The organism is Pseudomonas sp. RSB 5.4, from assembly GCF_037126175.1.
Lineage (GTDB): Bacteria > Pseudomonadota > Gammaproteobacteria > Pseudomonadales > Pseudomonadaceae > Aquipseudomonas > Aquipseudomonas fluorescens_H.
The window spans coordinates 1,238,050-1,258,153 of sequence record NZ_CP146986.1; the positions used below are offsets into that span (position 1 = coordinate 1,238,050).

At 62.3% G+C, this 20,104-nt stretch carries 15 protein-coding genes; 1 reads left to right on the forward strand and 14 read right to left on the reverse strand.

The annotated features are described in order from the left end of the window. Window positions 1-85: 85 nt before the first annotated feature. Window positions 86-2,455 (reverse strand): tetratricopeptide repeat protein, encoded by a 2,370-nt coding sequence (locus V9L13_RS05535; protein WP_338801775.1) that lies wholly within the window; start codon window positions 2,453-2,455, stop codon window positions 86-88. A gap of 216 nt (window positions 2,456-2,671) precedes the next feature. Here V9L13_RS05535 and V9L13_RS05540 point away from each other — a divergent pair, with 216 nt between their 5' ends. Next, complete coding sequence (locus V9L13_RS05540) at window positions 2,672-3,349, forward strand: DUF3313 domain-containing protein (protein ID WP_338801776.1); 678 nt, start codon at window positions 2,672-2,674, stop codon at window positions 3,347-3,349. A gap of 135 nt (window positions 3,350-3,484) precedes the next feature. Here the strand turns inward: V9L13_RS05540 and V9L13_RS05545 are convergent, their stop codons facing one another. The 13 genes from V9L13_RS05545 to V9L13_RS05605 form a co-directional block, all read right to left on the reverse strand. Next, a complete protein-coding gene (locus V9L13_RS05545; protein ID WP_338801777.1) occupies window positions 3,485-5,989 on the reverse strand; it encodes a fused MFS/spermidine synthase in 2,505 nt (834 codons plus the stop codon). 193 nt (window positions 5,990-6,182) lie between these two features. Beyond that, window positions 6,183-7,772: an arylsulfatase gene (locus V9L13_RS05550; protein ID WP_338801778.1), complete on the reverse strand. Its 1,590-nt coding sequence runs from the start codon at window positions 7,770-7,772 to the stop codon at window positions 6,183-6,185. Window positions 7,773-7,843: 71 nt separating this feature from the next. Next, the gene (locus V9L13_RS05555) at window positions 7,844-8,866 is read right to left on the reverse strand and encodes an HAD family hydrolase (RefSeq protein ID WP_338801779.1); all 1,023 of its coding nucleotides are present in this window, start codon (window positions 8,864-8,866) and stop codon (window positions 7,844-7,846) included. Beyond that, complete coding sequence (locus V9L13_RS05560; protein WP_338801780.1) at window positions 8,863-10,278, reverse strand: hypothetical protein; 1,416 nt, start codon at window positions 10,276-10,278, stop codon at window positions 8,863-8,865. The genes V9L13_RS05555 and V9L13_RS05560 overlap by 4 nt, the downstream gene beginning before the upstream one ends. Next, entirely contained in the window at window positions 10,275-11,855 is a 1,581-nt protein-coding gene (locus V9L13_RS05565) for a VWA domain-containing protein (RefSeq protein WP_338801781.1), read from the reverse strand. The genes V9L13_RS05560 and V9L13_RS05565 overlap by 4 nt, the downstream gene beginning before the upstream one ends. Window position 11,856: 1 nt before the next feature. Continuing rightward, window positions 11,857-12,849 (reverse strand): VWA domain-containing protein, encoded by a 993-nt coding sequence (locus V9L13_RS05570; RefSeq protein ID WP_338801782.1) that lies wholly within the window; start codon window positions 12,847-12,849, stop codon window positions 11,857-11,859. Beyond that, window positions 12,836-13,435, reverse strand: a complete 600-nt coding sequence (locus V9L13_RS05575) for a DUF4381 domain-containing protein (protein WP_338801783.1) — start codon at window positions 13,433-13,435, stop codon at window positions 12,836-12,838. The genes V9L13_RS05570 and V9L13_RS05575 overlap by 14 nt, the downstream gene beginning before the upstream one ends. After that, on the reverse strand, window positions 13,432-14,367 hold the full coding sequence (locus tag V9L13_RS05580; protein ID WP_338801784.1) for a DUF58 domain-containing protein: 936 nt from the start codon (window positions 14,365-14,367) through the stop codon (window positions 13,432-13,434). The genes V9L13_RS05575 and V9L13_RS05580 overlap by 4 nt, the downstream gene beginning before the upstream one ends. After that, a complete protein-coding gene (locus V9L13_RS05585; protein WP_338801785.1) occupies window positions 14,364-15,344 on the reverse strand; it encodes a MoxR family ATPase in 981 nt (326 codons plus the stop codon). The genes V9L13_RS05580 and V9L13_RS05585 overlap by 4 nt, the downstream gene beginning before the upstream one ends. 22 nt (window positions 15,345-15,366) lie before the next feature. After that, window positions 15,367-16,317, reverse strand: coding sequence for a transporter (locus V9L13_RS05590; RefSeq protein ID WP_338801786.1), 951 nt, complete (start codon window positions 16,315-16,317; stop codon window positions 15,367-15,369). 12 nt (window positions 16,318-16,329) lie between these two features. Then, complete coding sequence (locus V9L13_RS05595; RefSeq protein ID WP_338801787.1) at window positions 16,330-17,733, reverse strand: DUF1254 domain-containing protein; 1,404 nt, start codon at window positions 17,731-17,733, stop codon at window positions 16,330-16,332. Window positions 17,734-17,746: 13 nt separating this feature from the next. Further along, window positions 17,747-19,198: a DUF1254 domain-containing protein gene (locus tag V9L13_RS05600; RefSeq protein ID WP_338801788.1), complete on the reverse strand. Its 1,452-nt coding sequence runs from the start codon at window positions 19,196-19,198 to the stop codon at window positions 17,747-17,749. 10 nt (window positions 19,199-19,208) lie between these two features. Next, the gene (locus V9L13_RS05605) at window positions 19,209-20,000 is read right to left on the reverse strand and encodes a hypothetical protein (protein WP_338801789.1); all 792 of its coding nucleotides are present in this window, start codon (window positions 19,998-20,000) and stop codon (window positions 19,209-19,211) included. Between the last annotated feature and the right edge of the window lie 104 nt (window positions 20,001-20,104).

Genomic DNA, 20,104 nt, shown 5'->3' on the forward strand with positions numbered 1-20,104 from the left:
ACATCAGTCACCCTTGATGTTGGCTGAGGGAATGCATTCGCGAGCAAGCCCGCTCCCACAAGGGATCCGCGTCATTCCTTACCGGTCACTTCAGCGCCGGATCACCCATGTTCATCTTCTTCCACCCCTGCAACAGCACCTGCGCCTTCGGCTCCTGGCCGTTCTCCAGGTAGTACTGGATCAGTGACAGCCGCGCATTGCGGTTCGCCGGTTGCGCCTTGAGCAAACGCTCCAGCTCGTCACACGCCTCGGTTACCTTGCCACTGTCGTGCAACGCTACCGCCAGCACATAACCGTACTGCGCGTTCTGCGGCTCCAGTTGCGCGGCTTTGTGCAGGGCGCTCATGGCTTCGGCGGTCTTGCCGGCGCGGATCAATGACAGGCCACGGGTGTGTTGCAACAGCGCTGCCTCCGGGTGCGCCTTGAGGCTGTTGTCCAGCAGGGTCTGGGCTTCCTGACCGCGACCATTGGCCTCCAGCCATTGCACCAGCGTCACCAGCGCCGGGTAGAAGTCCGGATCGCGCTTGAGTGCCGTGCGCAGCAATCCTTCGACCTCGGCAGCGCGGCCACTGGCTTGATACAACATCGCCAGGTTCAGGTTGGCCTCGGCCCGTTCTGCGAGACTTTTCTGCACCGCCTCATACTCGGCAATCGCCGCGTCCCAATTGTCCTGCGCGGCGCCGAGGCCGTTGTTGCGCGCAACGCCGAGCAGATCCCGCGCCGCGACAATGCGCACGGCTTTCACCGGATCATTGAGCATCGGCGTCAGCAACGCTGCGCGCTCCGCGGACGGCAGGAAGGCACTGATCGCCCGCACCGCACTTTCGCGTACCTGCGGCGCTGGATTTTTCAGGTCCTGCGTCGCCAGCTTCAGGGATTGATCGCTTGGGTAAAGCGGCAGTTCGGCCAGCAACGTCGCCCGTTGAATCGCCGGCAGATTGCTGCGCTGTAATTGCTCATGCAAAGCGTCCGCCGCGCCCGGCTGGCCGTTGCGGATCAGCCACAAACTTTCGTCATAACGTGGCGCCTGCGCTGCAGTCGCGGAAGCCTTCCACAACTTGAACTGCGCGGTGACCTTGTCGCCGGCCTTGCCCTGGTGACAGCTCAGGCAAGCGTCCGGCGTACCGAGTTTCTGCGCGCGCTCCGGGTCGGGAATGCTGAAGCTGTGGTCATGGCGGAAGTCGTTGCCCATATAAAACTTGCCGGGCATGTGGCAATCCACGCACTGCGAGCCGGGCTGGCCCATGGTGTGGCGGGTGTGTTCGATGGAATCGTAGTTTTTCGCTTGCAGGCCCTTGCCGTCGACGCCTGCGACCGAAGTCTTGCCAGCGGTGTTGTGGCATTGCAGACACACCGCGTTGCCCGGTGCCTTGAGTTCGGTACTGTGCGGGTTATGGCAATTGCTGCAACGCACGCCCTTGTCGAACATCTTGCTCTGCAGAAACGAGCCGTGCTCGAACACTTCATCTTTGATCTTGCCGTCCAGTGCATACAGTTCGCGGGTGAGGGTGCTCGGCAGGTAGTCGTCCATCAGCCGTTTGCCGACGGTGTAGCCATCGCCCAATGGCGCACGGCGCGCGTGGCAGCGGGCACAGGTCTCGATTTCGACGGTGGCGTTCTTGTCCTTGAGGTCGACGGCAAAACCCTTGTGGATCAGGTCGTCTTTTTTCTGCGTCCACTCCAGGTGATTCGACGCCGGACCGTGGCAAGCCTGACAGCCGACGCCGAGGCTGTTCCATTGGCTGTTGAAGGTGTTGCTGGCCGCATCGAAATTGCGCTTGAAGCCTGTGGTGTGGCACTCGACGCACATGAAGTTGGCGTTCTGGCTGGGTTTGCTCCAGTGCAGTGGATTCTTGAAGTTCACGCCCTGGCCGGGGTAGAGGTGAAACCAGCGGTGTTTCTCGGTATCCCACGCCACGCCAAGCGCCTGCAAACGGCCTTCGCCGACCTCGATCAGGTATTGCTGCAACGGGGCGATGCCGAAGGTGTAGGCGACTTTGAAGTCAGCGCTCTGGCCATCGATGCCCGGCGTATTGACCCAGAATTCGTCGCCCTTGCGCGAGAACCGGGTGGTCTCGTTTTCGGCCTTGAAGCTGACGATGTTGAAGTCGCCGAGCACGGTTTCGGCATTCGCTGCCTGCATCGCCAATTGGTGATGCGAGCCTTGCCAGTCCTTGACCTGCTCGGTGTGACAGCCCTGGCATTGTTGCTCATCGACCATGGTCGCGGGCTTCTGCGCCAGCGACTGCGGTTTGCTGGCAACCGGTGCGGCGGCTGCAGGTGCGCTGATCAGCGGCGGCTTCTGCGGCGCGGGCGCGGGACTGAACAGAAACCAGCCAATGCCCGCCACTGCCGCCAGCAGCACGCCGATGGTGATGGGGAACAGATAACGTGAAAGGGACGGTCGGGACGAATCAGGATCAGGCTGTACGACTTTATTTTTATGCTTGGGCATTAAGACTTCCGTGGTCCAGGTGCATTTGCCTGCTGGCGTGCGTTCAAGCTCGGTGCAGCTTTGCCGGATGCCCGGCATCTGTCAATTGACGCTTGTGAAGCAGTGCCCGGTGCTGTGTGAATTTTGTGGTTTTTCAATCGCAATCGCCGGGGTTTTAGCTATACCTGTAACTCCTCCCTACGCAATATATTCAGGCCTTCTGACAGGAGTTACAGCATGAAGCTAGCAGTAATGATGGGCACCCTCTGCATTGCCACTCTCGGCGTGGTGGGCTGCTCCAGCAAAACCGTCGCTCCCGATGAGTATTCCGGCTTTCTCAAGGACTACAGCCAGCTCAGGGAGGCCAAATCGCCTTCCGGTGCAGAAGTGATGCGCTGGATTGATCCGAAGGTCGACATCAGCAAGTTCACCAGCGTGTACGTCGAACCGACCCAGCTCTATCCAAAGCCGCAGCCGACCGCGAAGATTTCCCAGCAGACCCTCAACGGCATCACCTCCTACTACGATCAAGCCCTCAAGCGTGAAATCAGCAAGGATCTGCCATTGGCGAACGGCCCCGGCCCAGGCGTGATTGTGGTGCGCGCGGCGATTACCGCCGTGAGCAGCAAGACCGAAGGCCTGCACGCGTATGAAGTGATCCCGGTCGCCCTGGTGGCGGCAGCAGTCAGCACCGCCAGCGGTATCCGCGATCAGGAAACCACCCTGGCCACCGAAGCGGTGTTCCTCGATGGCGGCAACAACAAGGTCGTGGCGCAAGTGGTGCGCAAAGGCACTGGCAAACCACTGGAAAATGACACCCAGGCGATGAAGGCCACCGACGTCAAACCGGTGATTGATGGCTGGGCGAATGACATGCATCAGATGTACCTGAAGCTCAAGGCCAGCTCCAAATAATCCAGCGAGGCGTGGGCCCATTCGCGAGCAAGCCCGCTCCCACCTTGAGATCTGCGCCGGACACTCAGCCTGTGTCCACTGTAGATCCCCTGTGGGAGCGGGCTTGCTCGCGAAAGCGGTCTTTCAGGCACCCCATTACTGCCCGGTAAACCAACGGAAGTACGGGTTGCCGCCATCCCAACGCATCACGTCACGCATATCCCGCCCCCAGGCATCCCGATCCCCGTCATACGCATGCAGGCTCGCGCGGTAGAACTGCATCAGACGCTGGCGGTGGGTCTCCATTCGCTCAGTGAACCCGGTATCGGCATTCACCAGCGGCGGCGGCACATACAAATCCAGCAGCGCCGGCAGCACCCGGGTAATTTCCTTGCTGCGCACCCACGGCGCGTACTCGATCCGGGGCTGATCGTCAGTCACCGCCGGGGCGTTTGCCGCGAAGCGCTCAAGGCCTGCGCGGTCGGTGACCCAGGTCGCGAGCAACGCTGGCGCCGAGCCAATCCCGACATCCTGCAAAGCGCTGCGTACGCTGGCCTGCTGGAAGCGCTCGGTGATTTTCGTCGCGTCCAGTTCCATCGGCTGCAGCGAACCGACCAGCAGCATCTCGTGGAACTCGCTGGTCCACAGCGAGGCATACGGGAACACGTCGAGGAAGCTGCGCACCAATGAGCGCGAGTCATCGATATTCTGGGTCGGCAACGGTAGCCATTGCGCGACGATCCCTTGCTGCTGCAACCGACTGGCGGCCAACTGATAGAAGTCCCGCGAGTACAGATTGACCACACCGGCCGCCGACGGCGGGGGCGGTTCGAGGGTGATCAGGTCGTAGGTTTGCGGGCTGCGCAGCAGTTCCTGACGGCCATCGCGCAAGCGCACATCGACGCCGGGATCGCTGGCGGCGTTGAAGTTGCCTTTGAACAGGGGTGCTGCCCTGACCACCGATGGCAGCAGCTCGGCGACCACCCGATGTTCCAGCCCCGGATAGCGCAGCATGGCGCCGGCAGTGATCCCGGTGCCGAAACCGATCACCAGCGTCGAACGCGGCTCGCCATTGTGGATCAGCAGTGGCAGCAGCGCCTGGATGCGCATGTAGCGCAGCGATGGCATGGCATCGCCGGTATTGGACACGCCCTGAATGTACAAACGGTGGAACGTGTTTTCACCACGACCCTGAGCGACCACGGCCACGGTGCCGCCACGGCCTTCTTCGTAGAACGCCAGCGTGCCGTTGCGCGCCCCGGGCAGCAGGCTCGCGAGTTTGTCCACCGGGGTCAGCAGCGCAAGTGCGACCGACACCAGCCCTAGCGCGACCACGGCTTGACGCCGACCTTTCTTGACGTGGTGGCCCTTGCGTACGGCCACGTAGCCGATGCTGGCAGCGATCACCGCCAGCAAGCCCAGCGTGCGCACCAGCCCCAACAGCGGGATCAGTAGAAAACCGCAGAGCATCACCCCGACGATGCCGCCCAGGGTATTGAACGCGACCACGGCACCGACGTCGCGACCGACGCGCTCACGCCCCACACTCAAGCGCAGCGCCAGCGGAAACGCCGCGCCGAGCAACAGCGTCGGCACGAATACGATGCTCAGTGCCGCCACTGCAAAACGTGCGCTCATGCCGGCCAGCTCGCTGGCGCCCAAGGCCAGCACCCAGCTCTCGGCATGACTCTGGGCCAACACCAGCCAGCGACCGAGCAGGGCGATTTCCAGCAAGGCGATCAGCCCGGCACCGGCAATCAACAGACCGAACACGCCCCAGGGATCACGGATGCGCTCGACGCGACGGGCGAGCAGAGCGCTGCCGATGAACAGCCCGGTCAGATAAGTGGCGAGCACCACGGCAAACGCGTAGGTGCGGGTGCTCATGAACTGCACGATCGACTGCGACCAGACCACTTCATAACCCAGCGCCACGCCGCCGGCGATGGAGTACAGCCACAGTGCGGTATGGTCCGCAGCTTTCTCGGTGTGATGTTTGACCGCAGCCGTAATCGGCGTCGGAACCTGACGCTGCAACCACAGCGCACCCGCTGCGGCCAGCAGATTGAGCATCGCCGCAAACAACGCACTGCCACGCACACCGAGGGTGGCAATGAGCACGAACGCGGCGAGCAGGGTGCCAACAATCGCGCCGAGGGTGTTGGCCGCATACAGCTGACCGCCGGCCTTGCCCGGGTCAGCCGCCAGCGAGCGCACCAGTACCGGAAGCGTGCCGCCCATCAACACCGCCGGAATCCCCACCAGCGTGAACGGCAATAACCAGGCGAGAATGCCGACATGGCCTTGTAGCCAGGCAAACGGGCTCGCCGCCAGGCTCATCGCAACCGTCGCGCCAACACCGAGTATCGCCACCAGCACTTCCAGCCCGGCATAGAGTAACACCGGTTGCTGCAAGCGATCGGCCCAACGCCCGAACAGCCAGCCGCCGATGGCCAGCCCGGCAAAAAACGCGCTGATGCCGGCAGTGATGGCATAGACCTCGACGCCGACCACCAGCGACAGCTGCTTGATCCACAGCACCTGATAGACCAGCGCGGCAGCGCCGGAGAGGCACAACAGCAGGGCGGGGATCAGCCGCGCCGGGGTGGCGGCTTGCACGGTGGGTATGGCCGACGGCTTGCTGGCGATACGTGAGGACATGCGGTTTGCCTTATTTCAGTTCAGAAAGTGCTGTGACGGTGCTGGCCTCTTCGCGAGCAAGCCCGCTCCCACAGTGGACTTGTGTCCTCCACAAATCCCCTGTGGGAGCGGGCTTGCTCGCGAATGGGCCGACACGGTTCCAAGTTGGAAACAGGGCCGCCCGCCGATGAGGGCGGGCGGCGGTTCAACGGTGTTACTGAGCAGCCGGTGCCGCTTTCATTTTTTCAGCGATTTTTGCGTCAACTGCAGCACGGATCTGGTCGATGCTGAAACTCGCCGGTTTCTGGCTTGGCGGGTATTCGATGAAGGTCTGCAGGAACGCTGCTGACTTCTGCACCGCTTGCGCCGCCAGGTAAACGTTTTTGGTCTGCCAGTCGTAATACTGATCGGAAACCACGTCGGCACGTTCGTACGGGTCCATCCTCAGGTTGAGGATTTTCGGCACGCGCAGGCATACGAACGGTTCGCTCCACACTCTGAAGCCACCCGGCTCGCGCTGCTCACAGAACACCACTTTCCAGTTATCGAAGCGCATCGACACCAGCACGCCGTCGTCGTTGAAGTAGTAGAACTCCTTGCGCTCGCCTTTAGGCTGTTGGCCGGTCAGGTAGGGCAGCTGATTGAAGCCATCCAGATGCACTTTGAAGTTGGTGCCGCCGGAAGTCGGTGCCCAGCCCTTGAGCAGTTTTTCCTTGACGTCAGTATCGCCGGCAGCGGCGAGCAGGGTCGGGAACCAGTCCATGCCCGAGAACAGTTCGTTGGACACCTCACCCGGTTTGATCTTGCCCGGCCAGCGAATCATGGCCGGAACGCGATACGCGCCTTCCCAGTTGGAGTTCTTCTCGTTGCGGAACGGCGTGGTCGCCGCGTCCGGCCAGGAGAACTGGTTCGGGCCGTTGTCGGTGGTGTAGACGACAATCGTGTTGTCGGCGATTTTCAGGTCGTCGATGGTTTTCAGCAGTTTGCCGACGTCGGCGTCGTGCTCGAGCATGCCGTCCGCGTATTCGTTGCCGGGCATCCCGCTCTGGCCCTTCATCGAATCACGCACGTGGGTGAACACGTGCATGCGGGTGGTGTTCATCCAGACGAAAAACGGTTTGTCGGCCTTGGCCTGTTTCTCGATGAACGCTTGCGCGGCGGCAGTGGTTTCGTCGTCGATGGTTTCCATGCGCTTGGTGGTCAAGGCACCGGTGTCTTCGATCTTGCCGTCGGCGAAGCTGTGAATCACCCCGCGCGGGGTGTTGGCCTTGACGAATTCGGCATCGTCTTTCGGCCAATACGGACGCTCAGGCTCTTCTTCCGCGTTGAGGTGATACAGGTTGCCGAAGAATTCGTCGAAACCATGGTTGGTCGGCAGGTATTCATCCTTGTCGCCCAAGTGGTTCTTGCCGAACTGCCCGGTGGCATAGCCCAGGCCCTTGAGCGCCTGGGCGATGGTGATGTCGCGTTTCTGCAGGCCAACCGGTGCACCCGGAATGCCGACTTTCGACAGGCCCGTGCGCAGTGGCGTCTGACCGGTGATGAACGAGGATCGTCCGGCGGTGCAGCTGTTCTCCGCGTAGTAGTCGGTGAACATCATGCCTTCTTTGGCAATCCGGTCGATGTTCGGGGTCTTGTAGCCAACCACGCCCATGGAATAGGCGCTGATGTTGGTCTGGCCGATGTCATCGCCAAAGATCACCAGAATGTTGGGTTTCTCAGCCGCTGTGGCAGTTGCCGACAGCGCCATCACCGAGGTTGCCACCAGGGCGAGTTTCGGTAGCCACTTGCGTATGCGAGTCATCTGACTTGCTCCTTATCGCGGGGGTCGTTGTTGCGACTTACGTTTCTTGCAGTCCTGCATCACGCTTTTTCTTATTGCACCTGCCCGGTTGCCGGTGGATCGAACGGGTAGATCCGGCGCCATTCGGTCGCCATGTCCACCACGGTCCAGCCACGGGAATTCGCTTCGTCGAGGGCTTTGTCCAGCCGCCCGATATCGGATTTTCGGTCATAGGCCCACTCGCGCTTCGCATCGGTGTGGTGCACCAGCCCCATGAAGCGTTTGCCGGGGCCGGCGGCGGTCCACTGCAGCATTTGCAGGTCGCCGTCGGAGTTGCCGAACGCGAGGATCGGGCGCTTGCCGATCACTGCGTCGATGCTCTCCGGTTTGCCCGGGCCATCGTCGTTGTGCGCCAGTTTTTGCGTACGCAGAATGGAAGCCTTGCCATCCTTGAACTGGAACGCGGTGACGAACGTGGTGCCGATCACCTGCTCCGGCGGGATGCCGTAGACCTTCTCGGCGAAGGCGCGCATGAACGCGGTGTCGCCGCCGGAAACGATGTAGGTCTTGAAGTCCTGGCTGCGCAGGTAGTCGAGCATTTCCAGCATCGGCTGGAAGATCATTTCGGTGTAGGGCTTGCCGGTTTTCGGATGCCGCGCCTGGCTCAGCCAGGTCTTGGCGTAGTCGTCGAAAGCCTCGGTGGTCATGCCGGTGTGGGTGGCGCCGAAGATCTTCAGGATGCCGTCCATGCCGCTGGCGGCCAGTGCGTTGTGGTCGTTTTCCAGCACGGCTTTGAATGGCTGGGTGGTTTTCCATTCCGGGTGCTGCGGCGAATTGCGCTTGACCTCGTCGAGGGCGAACAGCAACTCGAAATACATCGGCTGCTCGCTCCACAGGGTGCCGTCGTTGTCGAACACCGCGATACGCTCGGCGGGTTTGACGAAGTCCTTGCTGTGCTGATCGGTCACCGCTTGCACGAACGCGATGATGTTTTGCTTCGCCGGGCCGTCATTCCATGACGGCAGTGGCTCGCTGGCCTGGGCCAGCAGTGGCAATGCCAGCGCAAACAACAGCGCAAGGCTGAAACGTTGACGCTGCGGCGGCGGGTTGGTCATGGGAAATCCCTTTCATGAACGGGGTTGAGCGGGCGCAGGGCCGACGCCGGTTTGTGCGCCTTTTGTTCGGCCTGACTGTGAAGCGTAGTCAACGATTCACGCAGTTGATCAAGTGTTTGTGCAGTCTGCGGATCACGTCCGTAAAGTCCGCGCAACAGGCCTTGCAGGCGCGGCCCGGCACTCACCAGTTGCAGCCCCAGCCGACTGCGGCGCAGCCACAGGTACAGCGCGCTCAACTGCGTCGGATGAGCTTGCAGTTGCGGGTTGATCTGTTGCCAGGCGAAGTCGGGCGATTGCTCCCAGGCCAGTCGCCGCGCCTGCTTGCGCGCCTGCCATTGGCGCCGGGCGCGCATCAGCGCCGGACGCAGCCAATAACCCGTGCCAATACAGACCGCGAGCAGTGCCAGCCACAGCAGCCAGCGCGTGGAAAAATGCAGGTTGTTGTGGTTGAGTTGCTTGAGATCTTCGGTCACTGAAAACACCGGTTTGGGGGCGCTGCCGGCAACGGCCTCGAACGTTACGACCGGCACCTGCGTGGTGCGAATTTGCTGCGCTTTGACATCCCACCATTTCACCTCGATGGCGGGCAGGGCGTAAGCGCCAGGCTTGTCGATGCGGTAGGTGGCGGCGTCGATCCGCTGACCACCGAGAACGTTGCCGCGACCGTCATCCAGGCGCATGACTTGTGGTGTCTTCAGATAACGACTCAGACCGGCAACGTCGCTCAATGGCGGAACCGGCAGAGCCATCGCCAGTGCGCCATCGGCCTGCAGGATCAATTGGCGGGTGATGCTGTCGCCGATTTTCAAGGGCGTTGCCGAGTTGCTTACGGTTTGGCTGAAGCGCAGCCCGCTGGCCACCAGCGGCGTTTCTCCGGGTTCGAAACCGGGTGGCTGGACGGCGCTGAAGTGCAGAGGCTGACTTTGTGCGCTGAGTGCTGTAGTGGCCTGACCCGGTGTCGCGCTGACCGTCAACGCCGGAATGTCGAAGCTGCGTGCGACATTCGGGGTGATCAGATAGCTGTAGCGCAAGCCGCTGAAGGATTGCCCGTCGATGGTCTGATTCAGGTGTTGGGCCTGACCGTCGGGCGGCGTTACCAGAGCACCGTCGAGTTTCAGCTCGGGCAGGGTGGCGGCGCGGGTGAACCAGGTGTCGGTGAGCACGTCGACTTGCAGCTCGACCAGACCGCCGACCATGGCGCCTTCGGCGGGTTGCAGGTGGGCCTGGATTTTCAGTTGGGGTTCGGCGGCAGAGGCGTGGATTGTGAAAAGGCAACTGGTGAGCAGGGTCAGCAGGGTTGCGGTGATCAGGCGGGCGCCATCGCGAGCAGGCTCACTCCTACAGAAGATTTTCGGCGCAAACAAATCCCGTGTAGGAGTGAGCCTGCTCGCGATGGCCGCAACCCGGTTCATGGTTTGGCCCCCGATTGATCCTGCAAACTGAACTTCTGCTTGAGAAATTTCGCCGGCGAAGTTGTCAGGTTCTGCAACCACAATGCATCGGAGGTCGCCTGCTCGGTCTCGACCTTTTTGCTCTGGCCCTTGCCCGGTGCCTTGTCGAATTTCACCTCGTTCGGTTTGGTCTCGGGGGCGTTCTTTTCGGCGCTGTCGGTGTCCTTGAGCAAGGCCTGAGCCAGCGCCAGATTGGCCGTGGCTTCGGGGAACTGCGGTTGCCGCTGCAAGGCCTGGGTGTAAGCGGCAATCGCCTGATCGAACTTGAAGCGCCGCACGTAAATGTTGCCCTGGTAGAACCACGCTTGCGGCGTGTCCAGTCGAGCGAACGTCGCCAGTGCAAGGTCATAGTCCGCCGCGTGATAGGCCGCCACGCCTTTCCAGTACGGATCGACAAACAGCGCCGCCGCCTGCGGCCAATGCTCATGCTCGACGGCCCAGCGCCCTTGTTGATCGCGGGTGAAAAACGCATCGGTCAGTGCACTGGCCTGTACCGGTGCGGCCGGCCAGCCAAGGCCCGCGGCCAGCACCAGCGCCGGCACCCAGTTGACGCTCCAGCCCTTGCGCAGACCCACCAGCGCCAACAAGAGAAGCGGCCAGCACAGCCAGTAACCGGCGTCCTTCCAGTGCAATTGCTGCTGTTCGGCGCTGGCAGTCTGGAAGTGTTGCTGGGCGTGCAATTCGATCCAGTCAAGATCATCGTCGTCGAGGGTGAGACTGCCCAGCGGCGCGTCGACAGCGGCGGCCAATTGCTTGAGTGCCGCCGGATCGAAATGGCCGAGCAGCGGACGCCCGTTGCTGTCGACTGCCGGCTGGCCGTTGGCGCCCTGAATGATGCCGCCATCCTCGTTGCCGACCGCCAATACCAACACCTGCAATTGGCTGCCTTTCAATAGCTTGTCGAGGCCATCGAGTTGCGCAGTGTCGGCACCGTCGGTGATCAGCAGCAGGCTGCCCGGGGTTTGCTCGGCGCTGAGCAGGCGCCGGGCCTGCTCGATGACGGCGCCGACGTCCTTGCCGGGTTTGTCGATCAACCCGGTGCCCAGCGCTTGAATGAAGGTGTCGAGCAGCGCCGGATCGTCGGTCGGCGGCAACACCAGGTGTGCGCTGCCGGCATAGGCAATCAGCGCCGTGCGAGCGCCGGCGCGACGCTGGATCAGGTCGTGCAGTTTGTGTTTGGCCGCTTCCAGGCGCGTCGGTGGTACGTCACGGGCATCCATCGATGGCGACAGGTCCACGGCGACGATCAGGGGGGCGCGGTTTTCCAGAAAGTCCGGGCGATCCTGCTCCCAGGTGGGGCCGGCGGCAGCGATGGCGCCGAGTACCAACATCGCGCACAGCCAGTGCACCGGGCGCAGGCGCTGCCGGTCCTGCGGAGTGACCAGCAGATGTGGCAGCAGGTGTTCGGCGATATTGCCGCGCAGCCGTCGCTGCAGGTCGCGGCCACGCCGCCAGATCGGCGGCAGCAGCGCAGCGCACAGCGCGAGCAGCAGCCACAGTGGGCGCAGGAAGTGCAAGTCACCGAGATTGATGTCCATCTCAGGCCTCCTGCCGCTGGCGGGCAAGCGCCAGTCGCGGGCGCAGCAGGGCGCCGAGGTGATACAGCGCTAACAGGGCCAGCGCCGCGCCCAGCGGCCAATGGAACAACTCGCGTTGCGGCTGATGGCTGAGAGTTTTCACCTGATGCGGGGTGAGGCGATCGAGGGTGCTGTAGACCTGGTCCAGCGCGGTGCGGTCTTCGGCGCGGAAAAACTGCCCGCCGGTAGTCTGGGCGATTTGTTGCAGCCCGTGCAGATTGACCTGCGCCTCGCCGGAGGCCGTCGGATCGCCGATGCCGATGGTGTGGATCACCACGCCCTTGTTGGCGGCCATCTCGGCAGCATGATCGGGGGTGATCGCGCTGCTGGTGTCATTGCCGTCGGTGAGCAGGATCAGCACCTTTTGCTGTTCGTGCGCCTTGTCCAGCAACTTCAGGCTCAAGCCGATAGCATCACCGATGGCGGTATTGGGCCCGGCCATGCCGATGCCCGTGTCAGCCAGCAACAGCGAAAGGCTGGCGTGATCGAGGGTCAGCGGCGCCTGCGGATAGGCGCCGCTGCCGAACACGATCAGACCGATGCGGTCGTCCTTGCGCTTGTCGATAAAGCCTTGCACCACCTGTTTGACGGCAGCCAGGCGATTGATTTTCTGGCCGTCGGCATTAGTGAAATCTTCGGTTTCCATCGACTGCGAGATGTCGATGGCGAGCATCAGGTCGCGTACCGGTTGCTGGCGCTCAATGGGTTTTTCGACAAATACCGGTCGGGCGGCGGCGAGCAGGATCAGCGTCCAGACCAGCAGGTTCAGCAGCAGTTGCCAACGGTTGTGGCGATTACCGACCCGGCTCGGCGTCTCACCGACCGCACGGCTCATGGCCCCGAAAAACGGCACACGCACGGCGCTGCGCGCTTCCTGATACGCCGGCAGGTAACGATAGGTCAGCCACGGCAGCGGCAGCAGGAGCAACAGCCACGGGTAATCAAGCTGCCACATGGTGCTGCTCCACCCAGTGTTGGCAGGTGTCGAAAAGCGCCTGACGCTGTTCGGCGGGAAGGGCGCGCAGGGTGGCGTCGGGGGCGTAGGCGAGTTGGGCGAGTTGATCGCTGAAGTCATCGGGCAGCTTGGTTTTGCAGTGCTGCTGCAGAAAGGCTTGCCACTCATCTCTCCCCAGCGCCGCCGGCCCCTGTGGGAGCGGGCTTGCTCGCGAAAGCGCTGTGTCAGGCGCCATCAATGTTGGATGTGCCGACGCCTTCGCGAGCAAGCCCGCTCCCACAGTGGTTGTGTTCCAATTCCGGGCTTGGGTCGGCATCGAAAGCGCCACGCGTTTGAGCAGTTCGGGCAACTCGCGCAGAGCGTTCAAGTCATCACTGCGCCCACGCAACTGCGCCAATCGCACCAGCGCCTCGCGCCGATACTGATTCCGTCGCCATTGCCCATAACGTCGCACACCAACAATCAGCGCCAGCACAACCAACAGCGCGAACAACACCCACCAACCCCAGGTCTGCGGCGCATAACTGACCGGCGCCGGCAGGCTCAGCTCCTTGAGCTGGCTAATGTCGGGGATATTCGGGTTCATCGCCGCGGGCCGGCAGACTTGCCAAGCTCGGCACGCAATTGCGCGTGGGCCTCTTCGGCGGTGCTGAACATCATCAGCGGCACCTGACTGCGGCGCAGCAGGGTGGCGACATCCTTGAGCCGGCCACCGAGGTAATCGCCCAATGGCTGATGCACGCTGCGTTTGTCGACGGCCAGTTCCACCTGCAATTGGCCCTGGGTGATCAGCAGTCGTCCGTTGCTCGGCAGTTTCAAGGCCAGTGGGTCGTAGACTTGCAGGGCGATCACGTCGTTGTGCGCGCGCAGTTGCCGCATCAATTGCAAGGTGCGCTCACCGGCGCCTGCAAAGTCGCTGGCGATGCAGATCAAATGGTCATGCCCGGCCAGTGCGAGGCAGCGCTGCAAGGCCTTGTCCAGTTGATCCTCGTCTTCGGCGTCGGGGTTGGCCGCGTTCAGCGCCTGATTCTGTTCTGCCACGCGGCTGAGCAAGGCTTCGACCCGTTTGCGGCTGCGTAACGGCGCGATGCTGTCGATGCGTTGATCGTTGAACACCAGACCGCCGACCCGGTCACCGGCGTTGAACACCATCCACGCCGCCAGCGCCGCGAGTTCGGCGGCGAGGGCGGATTTGAAGCTGCGTTGCGAGCCGAAGAACATCGACATGCGCTGATCGACCACGATCAACGCCGGGCGATCGCGTTCTTCGGTGAAGGTGCGTACCACCGGTTTGCCGGTGCGCAGCGAGGCGCGCCAGTCGAGGTGGCGTAAATCATCACCCGGCTGGTAGCGGCGCAGCTCATCGAAGTTCAGACCACGGCCACGCAGGCGCGAGGCATGGTTGCCGGCGAGGATGCTGCCCTGGGGCTGGCGCGCCAGAAAGCTCAGGTCACGGGCCTTGAATTCCAGCGCCATCAATTGCGCCAGAGACACGTAGACCAGGCCATCCGTGTTCATGCCGGAATCGCCACTTTATCCAGCAAACGGTCGAGCACCTGATCGGCAGTCACGCCATCCGCGACCGCGTCGTAGCTCAATTGCAGGCGATGGCGCAACACCGGATGCACCACGGCGCGCACGTTGTCCGGCGAGACGAAATCCTGGCCCTGCAACCACGCATCGGCCCGGGCGCAACGGTCCAGGCCGATGCCGCCCCGGGGGCTGGCGCCAATGCTGATCCAGCGTCCGAGGTCTGCGTCGTAATCGGCCGGGTGGCGAGTGGCGTTGATCAGGTCAATCAGGTAGCGGTCGATGGCGGGTGAGACATGCACCGCGCTGACTTCCTTGCGCGCGGCGAAGATCACTGCCTGCGAAAGACTGAAGCCCTTGCCCGGCGAGGTGTTCGCGCCCTGAGCAAACTCTTCGGCGCGCAACAGGCGCAACACCTGGCTTTCGTTGTCGGCGCTGGGGTAATCCAGCAGCACCTTCATCAGGAACCGGTCCATCTGCGCTTCCGGCAGCGGATAGGTGCCTTCCTGTTCGATCGGGTTTTGTGTCGCCACTACAATGAACAGCTCCGGCAGCAGGTGACTTGTGCCAGCCACGGTAATCTGCCGCTCTTCCATGGCTTCGAGCAGCGCGGCCTGCACTTTGGCCGGAGCGCGGTTGATCTCGTCGGCAAGGATCAGATTGCCGAACAGCGGCCCTTGCTGGAAGCGGATCTCGTTTTGTCCGGCGACCTGATGCAGCACTTCCGCGCCGGTGATGTCCGAGGGCAACAAGTCCGGGGTGAACTGGATGCGACTCATCTTCGCGTCCAGGTGTGTGGCCAGCGCCTTGACCGTGCGCGTCTTGGCCAGCCCCGGCAGGCTTTCCAGCAGCAAGTGCCCGTTGGCCAGCAGGCCGAGGAGGATCTGCCGAATGACCTGATCCTGGCCGAGTACGGCTTCGGCGATGCTCGCTTGCAGGGCGTTGAGGTCGGTGAGTGCGGTCATGGGACAGTCCTTTGTGGCCGGTCTAGAAAAACGCCAGGGTCATGTTGACGGCAATGCCGTTGCCTTCAGGGCGGTTCTTGGTGTCGAACTCCGGCACCCAGCGCGCACTGAAGCTCGCCTGGGCGTCGGCGAATTTACCGGCCCATGCCACCACCGGACCGGCGCCGACGGAGCGGCCACGGAAGCCATTCAGGCTGTCGGCGGTCTGGCCCTTGTCGTCGGTGACCTGCTGGATATAGCCGGCCGCCAGGCCGGCGCTCCAGCCACTGCCGAAGCCGTGAGTCCACAAGGCATCGAGGGTGAAGATGTTGCCGTTGCGATAATCGGTGGCAGTGTTCTGGGTGTAGAACTCCAGGCCACTGGACAGGGTGAACTCGCCACCCTTGCCGTCCAGATGGGTGAAGGCCACGGTGGGCATGAACGTGTAATTGTTCTGCCCCGGGTTGGCCAGGCGATTGTCGTTGTAGGCGCCGGTCGGCACGTAGATCGGCAGGGAGAACGCGATGTGGTTCAACTCGTCGAAGTGGTAGCCGGCGGCAATCGGGGTGACCAGCGCGTCAGCGAACTGGGTGCCGGAATCGCTGGTCCCGAGGGTGCGTCCGCGCGGGCCGGTGATGGCCGCGTCGATGTCGGTGTACTGCAGCGGAACACCGATTGCCGAGGCGAAGTTCCATGGGCCTTTGCCGGTGTCCCAGATGTGCGTCAGGTTGGTCATGGTGTAGGAGACTTTCATGTCGATCCCGGCACTGACTTCACCGGAAATCGGCGCGCCGCGACTGCCCTTGAGCGATCCGTCGTACCAGATGCTGGTCACCGAGACGACCCAGCCCGGTTCCGGCGGGATGATCCCGGCGTTGGAATACACCTGTTGCCCGGTAATCGGCCGGCCCACGCCACCCTCGGCTGCATAGAGTTGAGTACTGCCGATCATGCACAGCGCCAGCAGCGGACGCACAACGTTAGGCTTGACCATCACTGGCTCCGTTTATTGTTTTGAGTTGACCGGGGTGAGCAACGGCATTTTCCACTCGCCGCTGGCCACTTCCGGTTTCGGCAGGTACAGGCGCAACACGCCGTAGAACGGCCCGTTCGGTGCCGGCAGCCAGTTGGCTTGCTTGTCCTTGCCGGGATTGTTGTGCTGCACGTAGAGGGTCAGTCCGCCGTCGGCATCGAGCTTGAGATCCGGCAGCATTCGCGAGTTGATCAGGTAGCGATTGAGCGGGTTGGCCACCAGTAATTTGCTCTTGCCGTCGTACATGGTCAGCGACCAGAAGGCGTCGGCCGGCGGCAGGGCGCCCTTGTCGAAATGCAGGGTGTAGTCGTGTTTCGCTGCGTCGGCCGGCTGGCCGTCCTTGTCGACGAAATAGCCGATGTAGTTCGCTTCTTCAGCGGAGTTGCCGAAGATGCCCATGTTGGCGCCGGCGTAGCGATACAGATAATTGCCCTTGAGGTGATCACGGGTGCCGAACAGATCGCCGCTGCTGATTTGGTGCGTGTCGACCTTGTCTTTCTTGAACGCGGCGAATTCGACCTTGGCGTCACTGATGCCGTCTTCGAGGGCCTTGCGTTGCTCGGCGCTGAGCTGTTTCAGGTCGAACGGCTGACCGGCACCGATGCCGATTCTGGCGAAGCGTGCGAGCAGGTCTTTTTCGACATCCTGCGGCGGGGTGAAAGCGAGCATGAAGTTCAGGTAGCGGAACAGCTCCGGGGTTTCGCTCATGGTCGGCGTCGGTTTCGGCCAACTGACTTTCGGTGCCGGCGCCGGGGCTTTCTGTTTCACATAGTGGCTCAGGGGTTCGACCTTGTAGCCTTTCTGGATCTGCTTGACCTTGCCCAGATCTTTTTCGTCGAACAGCTGCGTGCGATACAGCGCGTAGGCGATGTTGCTTTCACTGCGCACCAGCCGGTCGATGTTGATCGGTTGCTGACCCTGCCAGTCAGGCCCGGCGATCATGAAGTGGCCACCGTTATTACCGGTACTGCGGGTGCCCAGGTAAGCGAAGTTCTGCGTGTAGGCATCGATCAGTTGCACTGAGTAATAACGGTGCTCTTCGATCGGCGGCAAGGTCAGGATCAGCGGTTCGCTGCGCAGGTCCATCCAGACGAACGAGTAGGGCGTGTCGGCGTTCGGCGTGACGAACGCGGTGTCTTTGGCAGTGAAAGCCTTGGCAGTGTTGCCGATCTGGTTGAACGGTGCCTTGAAGTTCGGGCTCTTGCTGTCCACGGCCTGGGTGTACAGGGTCTTGTACATCTCCACGACCGGGAAGCCATAAAGATAGGCGTCCTTGGCGATGCCGCGGGCTTCTTCGGGGCTGGCGCTGAAATCGGCCCAGGCGCTGCTGCTCAGGGCGAGGGTCAGGCCAGTCAGCAATAGATTGCGTGCGTTCATACGGCGTCCTTATTCATTGCACGACAGTGATGTCATCGAGTTTCCAGCTCTTGTCGAAATAGGCTTCGGTCGGCGCGTACAGGCGGAAATAGCTGAACCAGTGCTTGCCGGGTAGCGTTTGCACCCAGTTGCTCTCGAAGCCTTTGGGTGCGGTCGGGCCGAAGTACAGGTCCACCGAGCCGTCGGCATTCTTTTTCAAGTCCTGACGCGAGGACAGGTCGGCCTTGCGCTGCGGGTTGTCGATCAGGCAACGGCTGTCGATGTCGTACACGGTCATCGACCAGAACTGCTTGGCCGGCGGGTTGGCGTCGACGTGCAGGCGATACGTCTTGCCGCCGTCGAGCCAGTCACCCTTGGCGTCGGTGTAGGCGCCGAGGTAGGTCTGGCCGAGGCCCGGGGTCTTGGAGACCATGCCTTTGGTGTTGGTCACCGCTTCGTAGAACCAGGCGCTGCGTTCCCACAACTGGTCGTAATAGGCCACGCGTTGCGACGGTTCGGCGATGTTCAGCACCGTGTCCCAATGCCGGTCGGGCCAGTACTGCGCGTCAGGAAAACGCTTGGCAAAGGTGTTGGCCTTGGCGATCAGTTCACCGACCTGCGCGCCGGACTCCAGGGCCTGACGCTGCTGGGTGTTGGGGTTGAACGGTTTGTCCTTCTCGATGCCGAGACTGGCGAGCATCGCCATGTAGAAGCGGTCACGTTCATTGACCGGTTCTTTCTGGATGATCTGGTGCAGCCGCTGCCAGTAAGCGATGCCGCGCGGCTGGGTACCTGACCACTTTTTACCGTCAGGCGACAGCAGGCGGGTTTTGCTCGGCTCGGCACGTTTGGCGTACGGGTACATCTTGAATTGCTCGACCAGCGCCTTGCCTTTGGCCGGATCCGGATCCAGCACCCGGAAGCCCACCAGCACGTTCATGGTTTCCGATTTGGCCAGGTAATACTTGTCGGCATCGTCTGGTGGTTCCGCGCCCGGTGGCAGCACCAGGTATTTGCCGCCCTGGCCTTTGTCCGGGCCGGTCTGGCCCATGTCGATGATCGCCCGCTGCCAGAAATCGCCAATGCCGCCGGCGGTCGGTCCCGGTGGCAGTTCAATCACCAGCGGCCCGGTTTCGCTGAGGTCGACGAAACCGAGAATGTACGGCGTGGTGGCATTGGCGGTGATCACGCCGAGCTTGTCTTCGTAGCTGTCGAGCACCAGCAGATCGCCGCTGCGCGCGCCGAGCTTGTCGCGAAACTCTCCCTGCCATTGCGCGTAGGACACCAGCGGCAAGGCCCACAGGTAACTCTGGGTCGCCTGCTGGAAATCCAGCTCGGCGTAGAGTTTGGCAATCGACTCATGCGCCGGCAGCTCGCCTTCCATGGCGATCTTGCCGATACGGGTGTCGAGCTCCTGAGCACCGACGCCGCAGCTGGCGAACAGGGTCATCAGGCTGAAACCGGCGGCGCGTAAAGCGATGTGCATGGCGATGTCCTTATTTTCCGAATGTCACGTTGATCCCTGCGAACAGGGTGAACTGCGGCACACCATCGCCTTTGCGTTCGACGGTCCACTGCGGTTCGAGGAAGGCGTTGAGAATATTGCTGCCGGACTTCCAGACCTTGCCCGCACCCAGGCCGATCGGGATGTAGTGAGTGTTGTTCTTCAGGTCGAAAGTCCAGGTGCCGGTGGAGCGCAGGTACCAGCCCTTGTCGAGGTTATGGATGATGAAGGGCTGCAGGGTTGCGGTTTCGACATGCGCGCGGTCGTGGTCACCGGCAAACGAACTCTGGTACTGCACCAGCGCGCCGAGCAGGCCACGCGGTGACGAATCAATCGCCACGGCGGCGAGGCCGGCCTGCCACTTGCCGGTGCCCAGTTCATCCTCGGCGGCGGTCGGCGCGGTGATCTGCGGGCCGATGCCCAACTGCACGCCTTCGGTCTTGAGCAGGAAGATGTCGAACAGGTTGAGGTCGCCAATCCCCGTGCTGTAGCCGCCGTGCGGATCGGGGCGGGTGCTGATCGGCATCGTTGCGCGCAGCAATTGCGGTACGCCGATGAAATCATTGGGCGCAATCGGCAAAGTACCGCGCAGCAAGGCATCATTGGTGTGCAGGTTGCTGTCGAACAGCTTCGGCGTGTAGTAATCCTGCAGGTTGGCGCCGGGCGCCAGGTTCAGCGGGTTGTTGCTTTTGTTGGCCTCTTCGGCGTTATTCGCTAGGGCACAAAATACAGGCGCCAGCGAACCCGCCAGCAGCAAGGCGCGAATCCCCAATTTTTTCGACATGATCCCCGTTTCCCTGGTGGCTACTGCATGGACGACCCGGCACTTTTCGGCCGTTGGGCGTATTTCCTTTTTTATCAAGCCTGTAGGACACGTCTGATTGACGC

What these genes read in the sequence shown, in the direction of transcription:
- V9L13_RS05570 (WP_338801782.1), bottom strand. Translation starts at nt 12,849, where the DNA reads ATGTGGCAGCTTGATTACCCGTGGCTGTTGCTCCTGCTGCCGCTGCCG.
- V9L13_RS05605 (WP_338801789.1), bottom strand. Translation starts at nt 20,000, where the DNA reads ATGTCGAAAAAATTGGGGATTCGCGCCTTGCTGCTGGCGGGTTCGCTG.
- V9L13_RS05545 (WP_338801777.1), bottom strand. Translation starts at nt 5,989, where the DNA reads ATGTCCTCACGTATCGCCAGCAAGCCGTCGGCCATACCCACCGTGCAA.
- V9L13_RS05560 (WP_338801780.1), bottom strand. Translation starts at nt 10,278, where the DNA reads ATGAACCGGGTTGCGGCCATCGCGAGCAGGCTCACTCCTACACGGGAT.
- V9L13_RS05555 (WP_338801779.1), bottom strand. Translation starts at nt 8,866, where the DNA reads ATGACCAACCCGCCGCCGCAGCGTCAACGTTTCAGCCTTGCGCTGTTG.
- V9L13_RS05585 (WP_338801785.1), bottom strand. Translation starts at nt 15,344, where the DNA reads ATGACCGCACTCACCGACCTCAACGCCCTGCAAGCGAGCATCGCCGAA.
- V9L13_RS05590 (WP_338801786.1), bottom strand. Translation starts at nt 16,317, where the DNA reads ATGGTCAAGCCTAACGTTGTGCGTCCGCTGCTGGCGCTGTGCATGATC.
- V9L13_RS05565 (WP_338801781.1), bottom strand. Translation starts at nt 11,855, where the DNA reads ATGGACATCAATCTCGGTGACTTGCACTTCCTGCGCCCACTGTGGCTG.
- V9L13_RS05595 (WP_338801787.1), bottom strand. Translation starts at nt 17,733, where the DNA reads ATGAACGCACGCAATCTATTGCTGACTGGCCTGACCCTCGCCCTGAGC.
- V9L13_RS05600 (WP_338801788.1), bottom strand. Translation starts at nt 19,198, where the DNA reads ATGCACATCGCTTTACGCGCCGCCGGTTTCAGCCTGATGACCCTGTTC.
- V9L13_RS05550 (WP_338801778.1), bottom strand. Translation starts at nt 7,772, where the DNA reads ATGACTCGCATACGCAAGTGGCTACCGAAACTCGCCCTGGTGGCAACC.
- V9L13_RS05540 (WP_338801776.1), top strand. Translation starts at nt 2,672, where the DNA reads ATGAAGCTAGCAGTAATGATGGGCACCCTCTGCATTGCCACTCTCGGC.
- V9L13_RS05580 (WP_338801784.1), bottom strand. Translation starts at nt 14,367, where the DNA reads ATGAACACGGATGGCCTGGTCTACGTGTCTCTGGCGCAATTGATGGCG.
- V9L13_RS05575 (WP_338801783.1), bottom strand. Translation starts at nt 13,435, where the DNA reads ATGAACCCGAATATCCCCGACATTAGCCAGCTCAAGGAGCTGAGCCTG.
- V9L13_RS05535 (WP_338801775.1), bottom strand. Translation starts at nt 2,455, where the DNA reads ATGCCCAAGCATAAAAATAAAGTCGTACAGCCTGATCCTGATTCGTCC.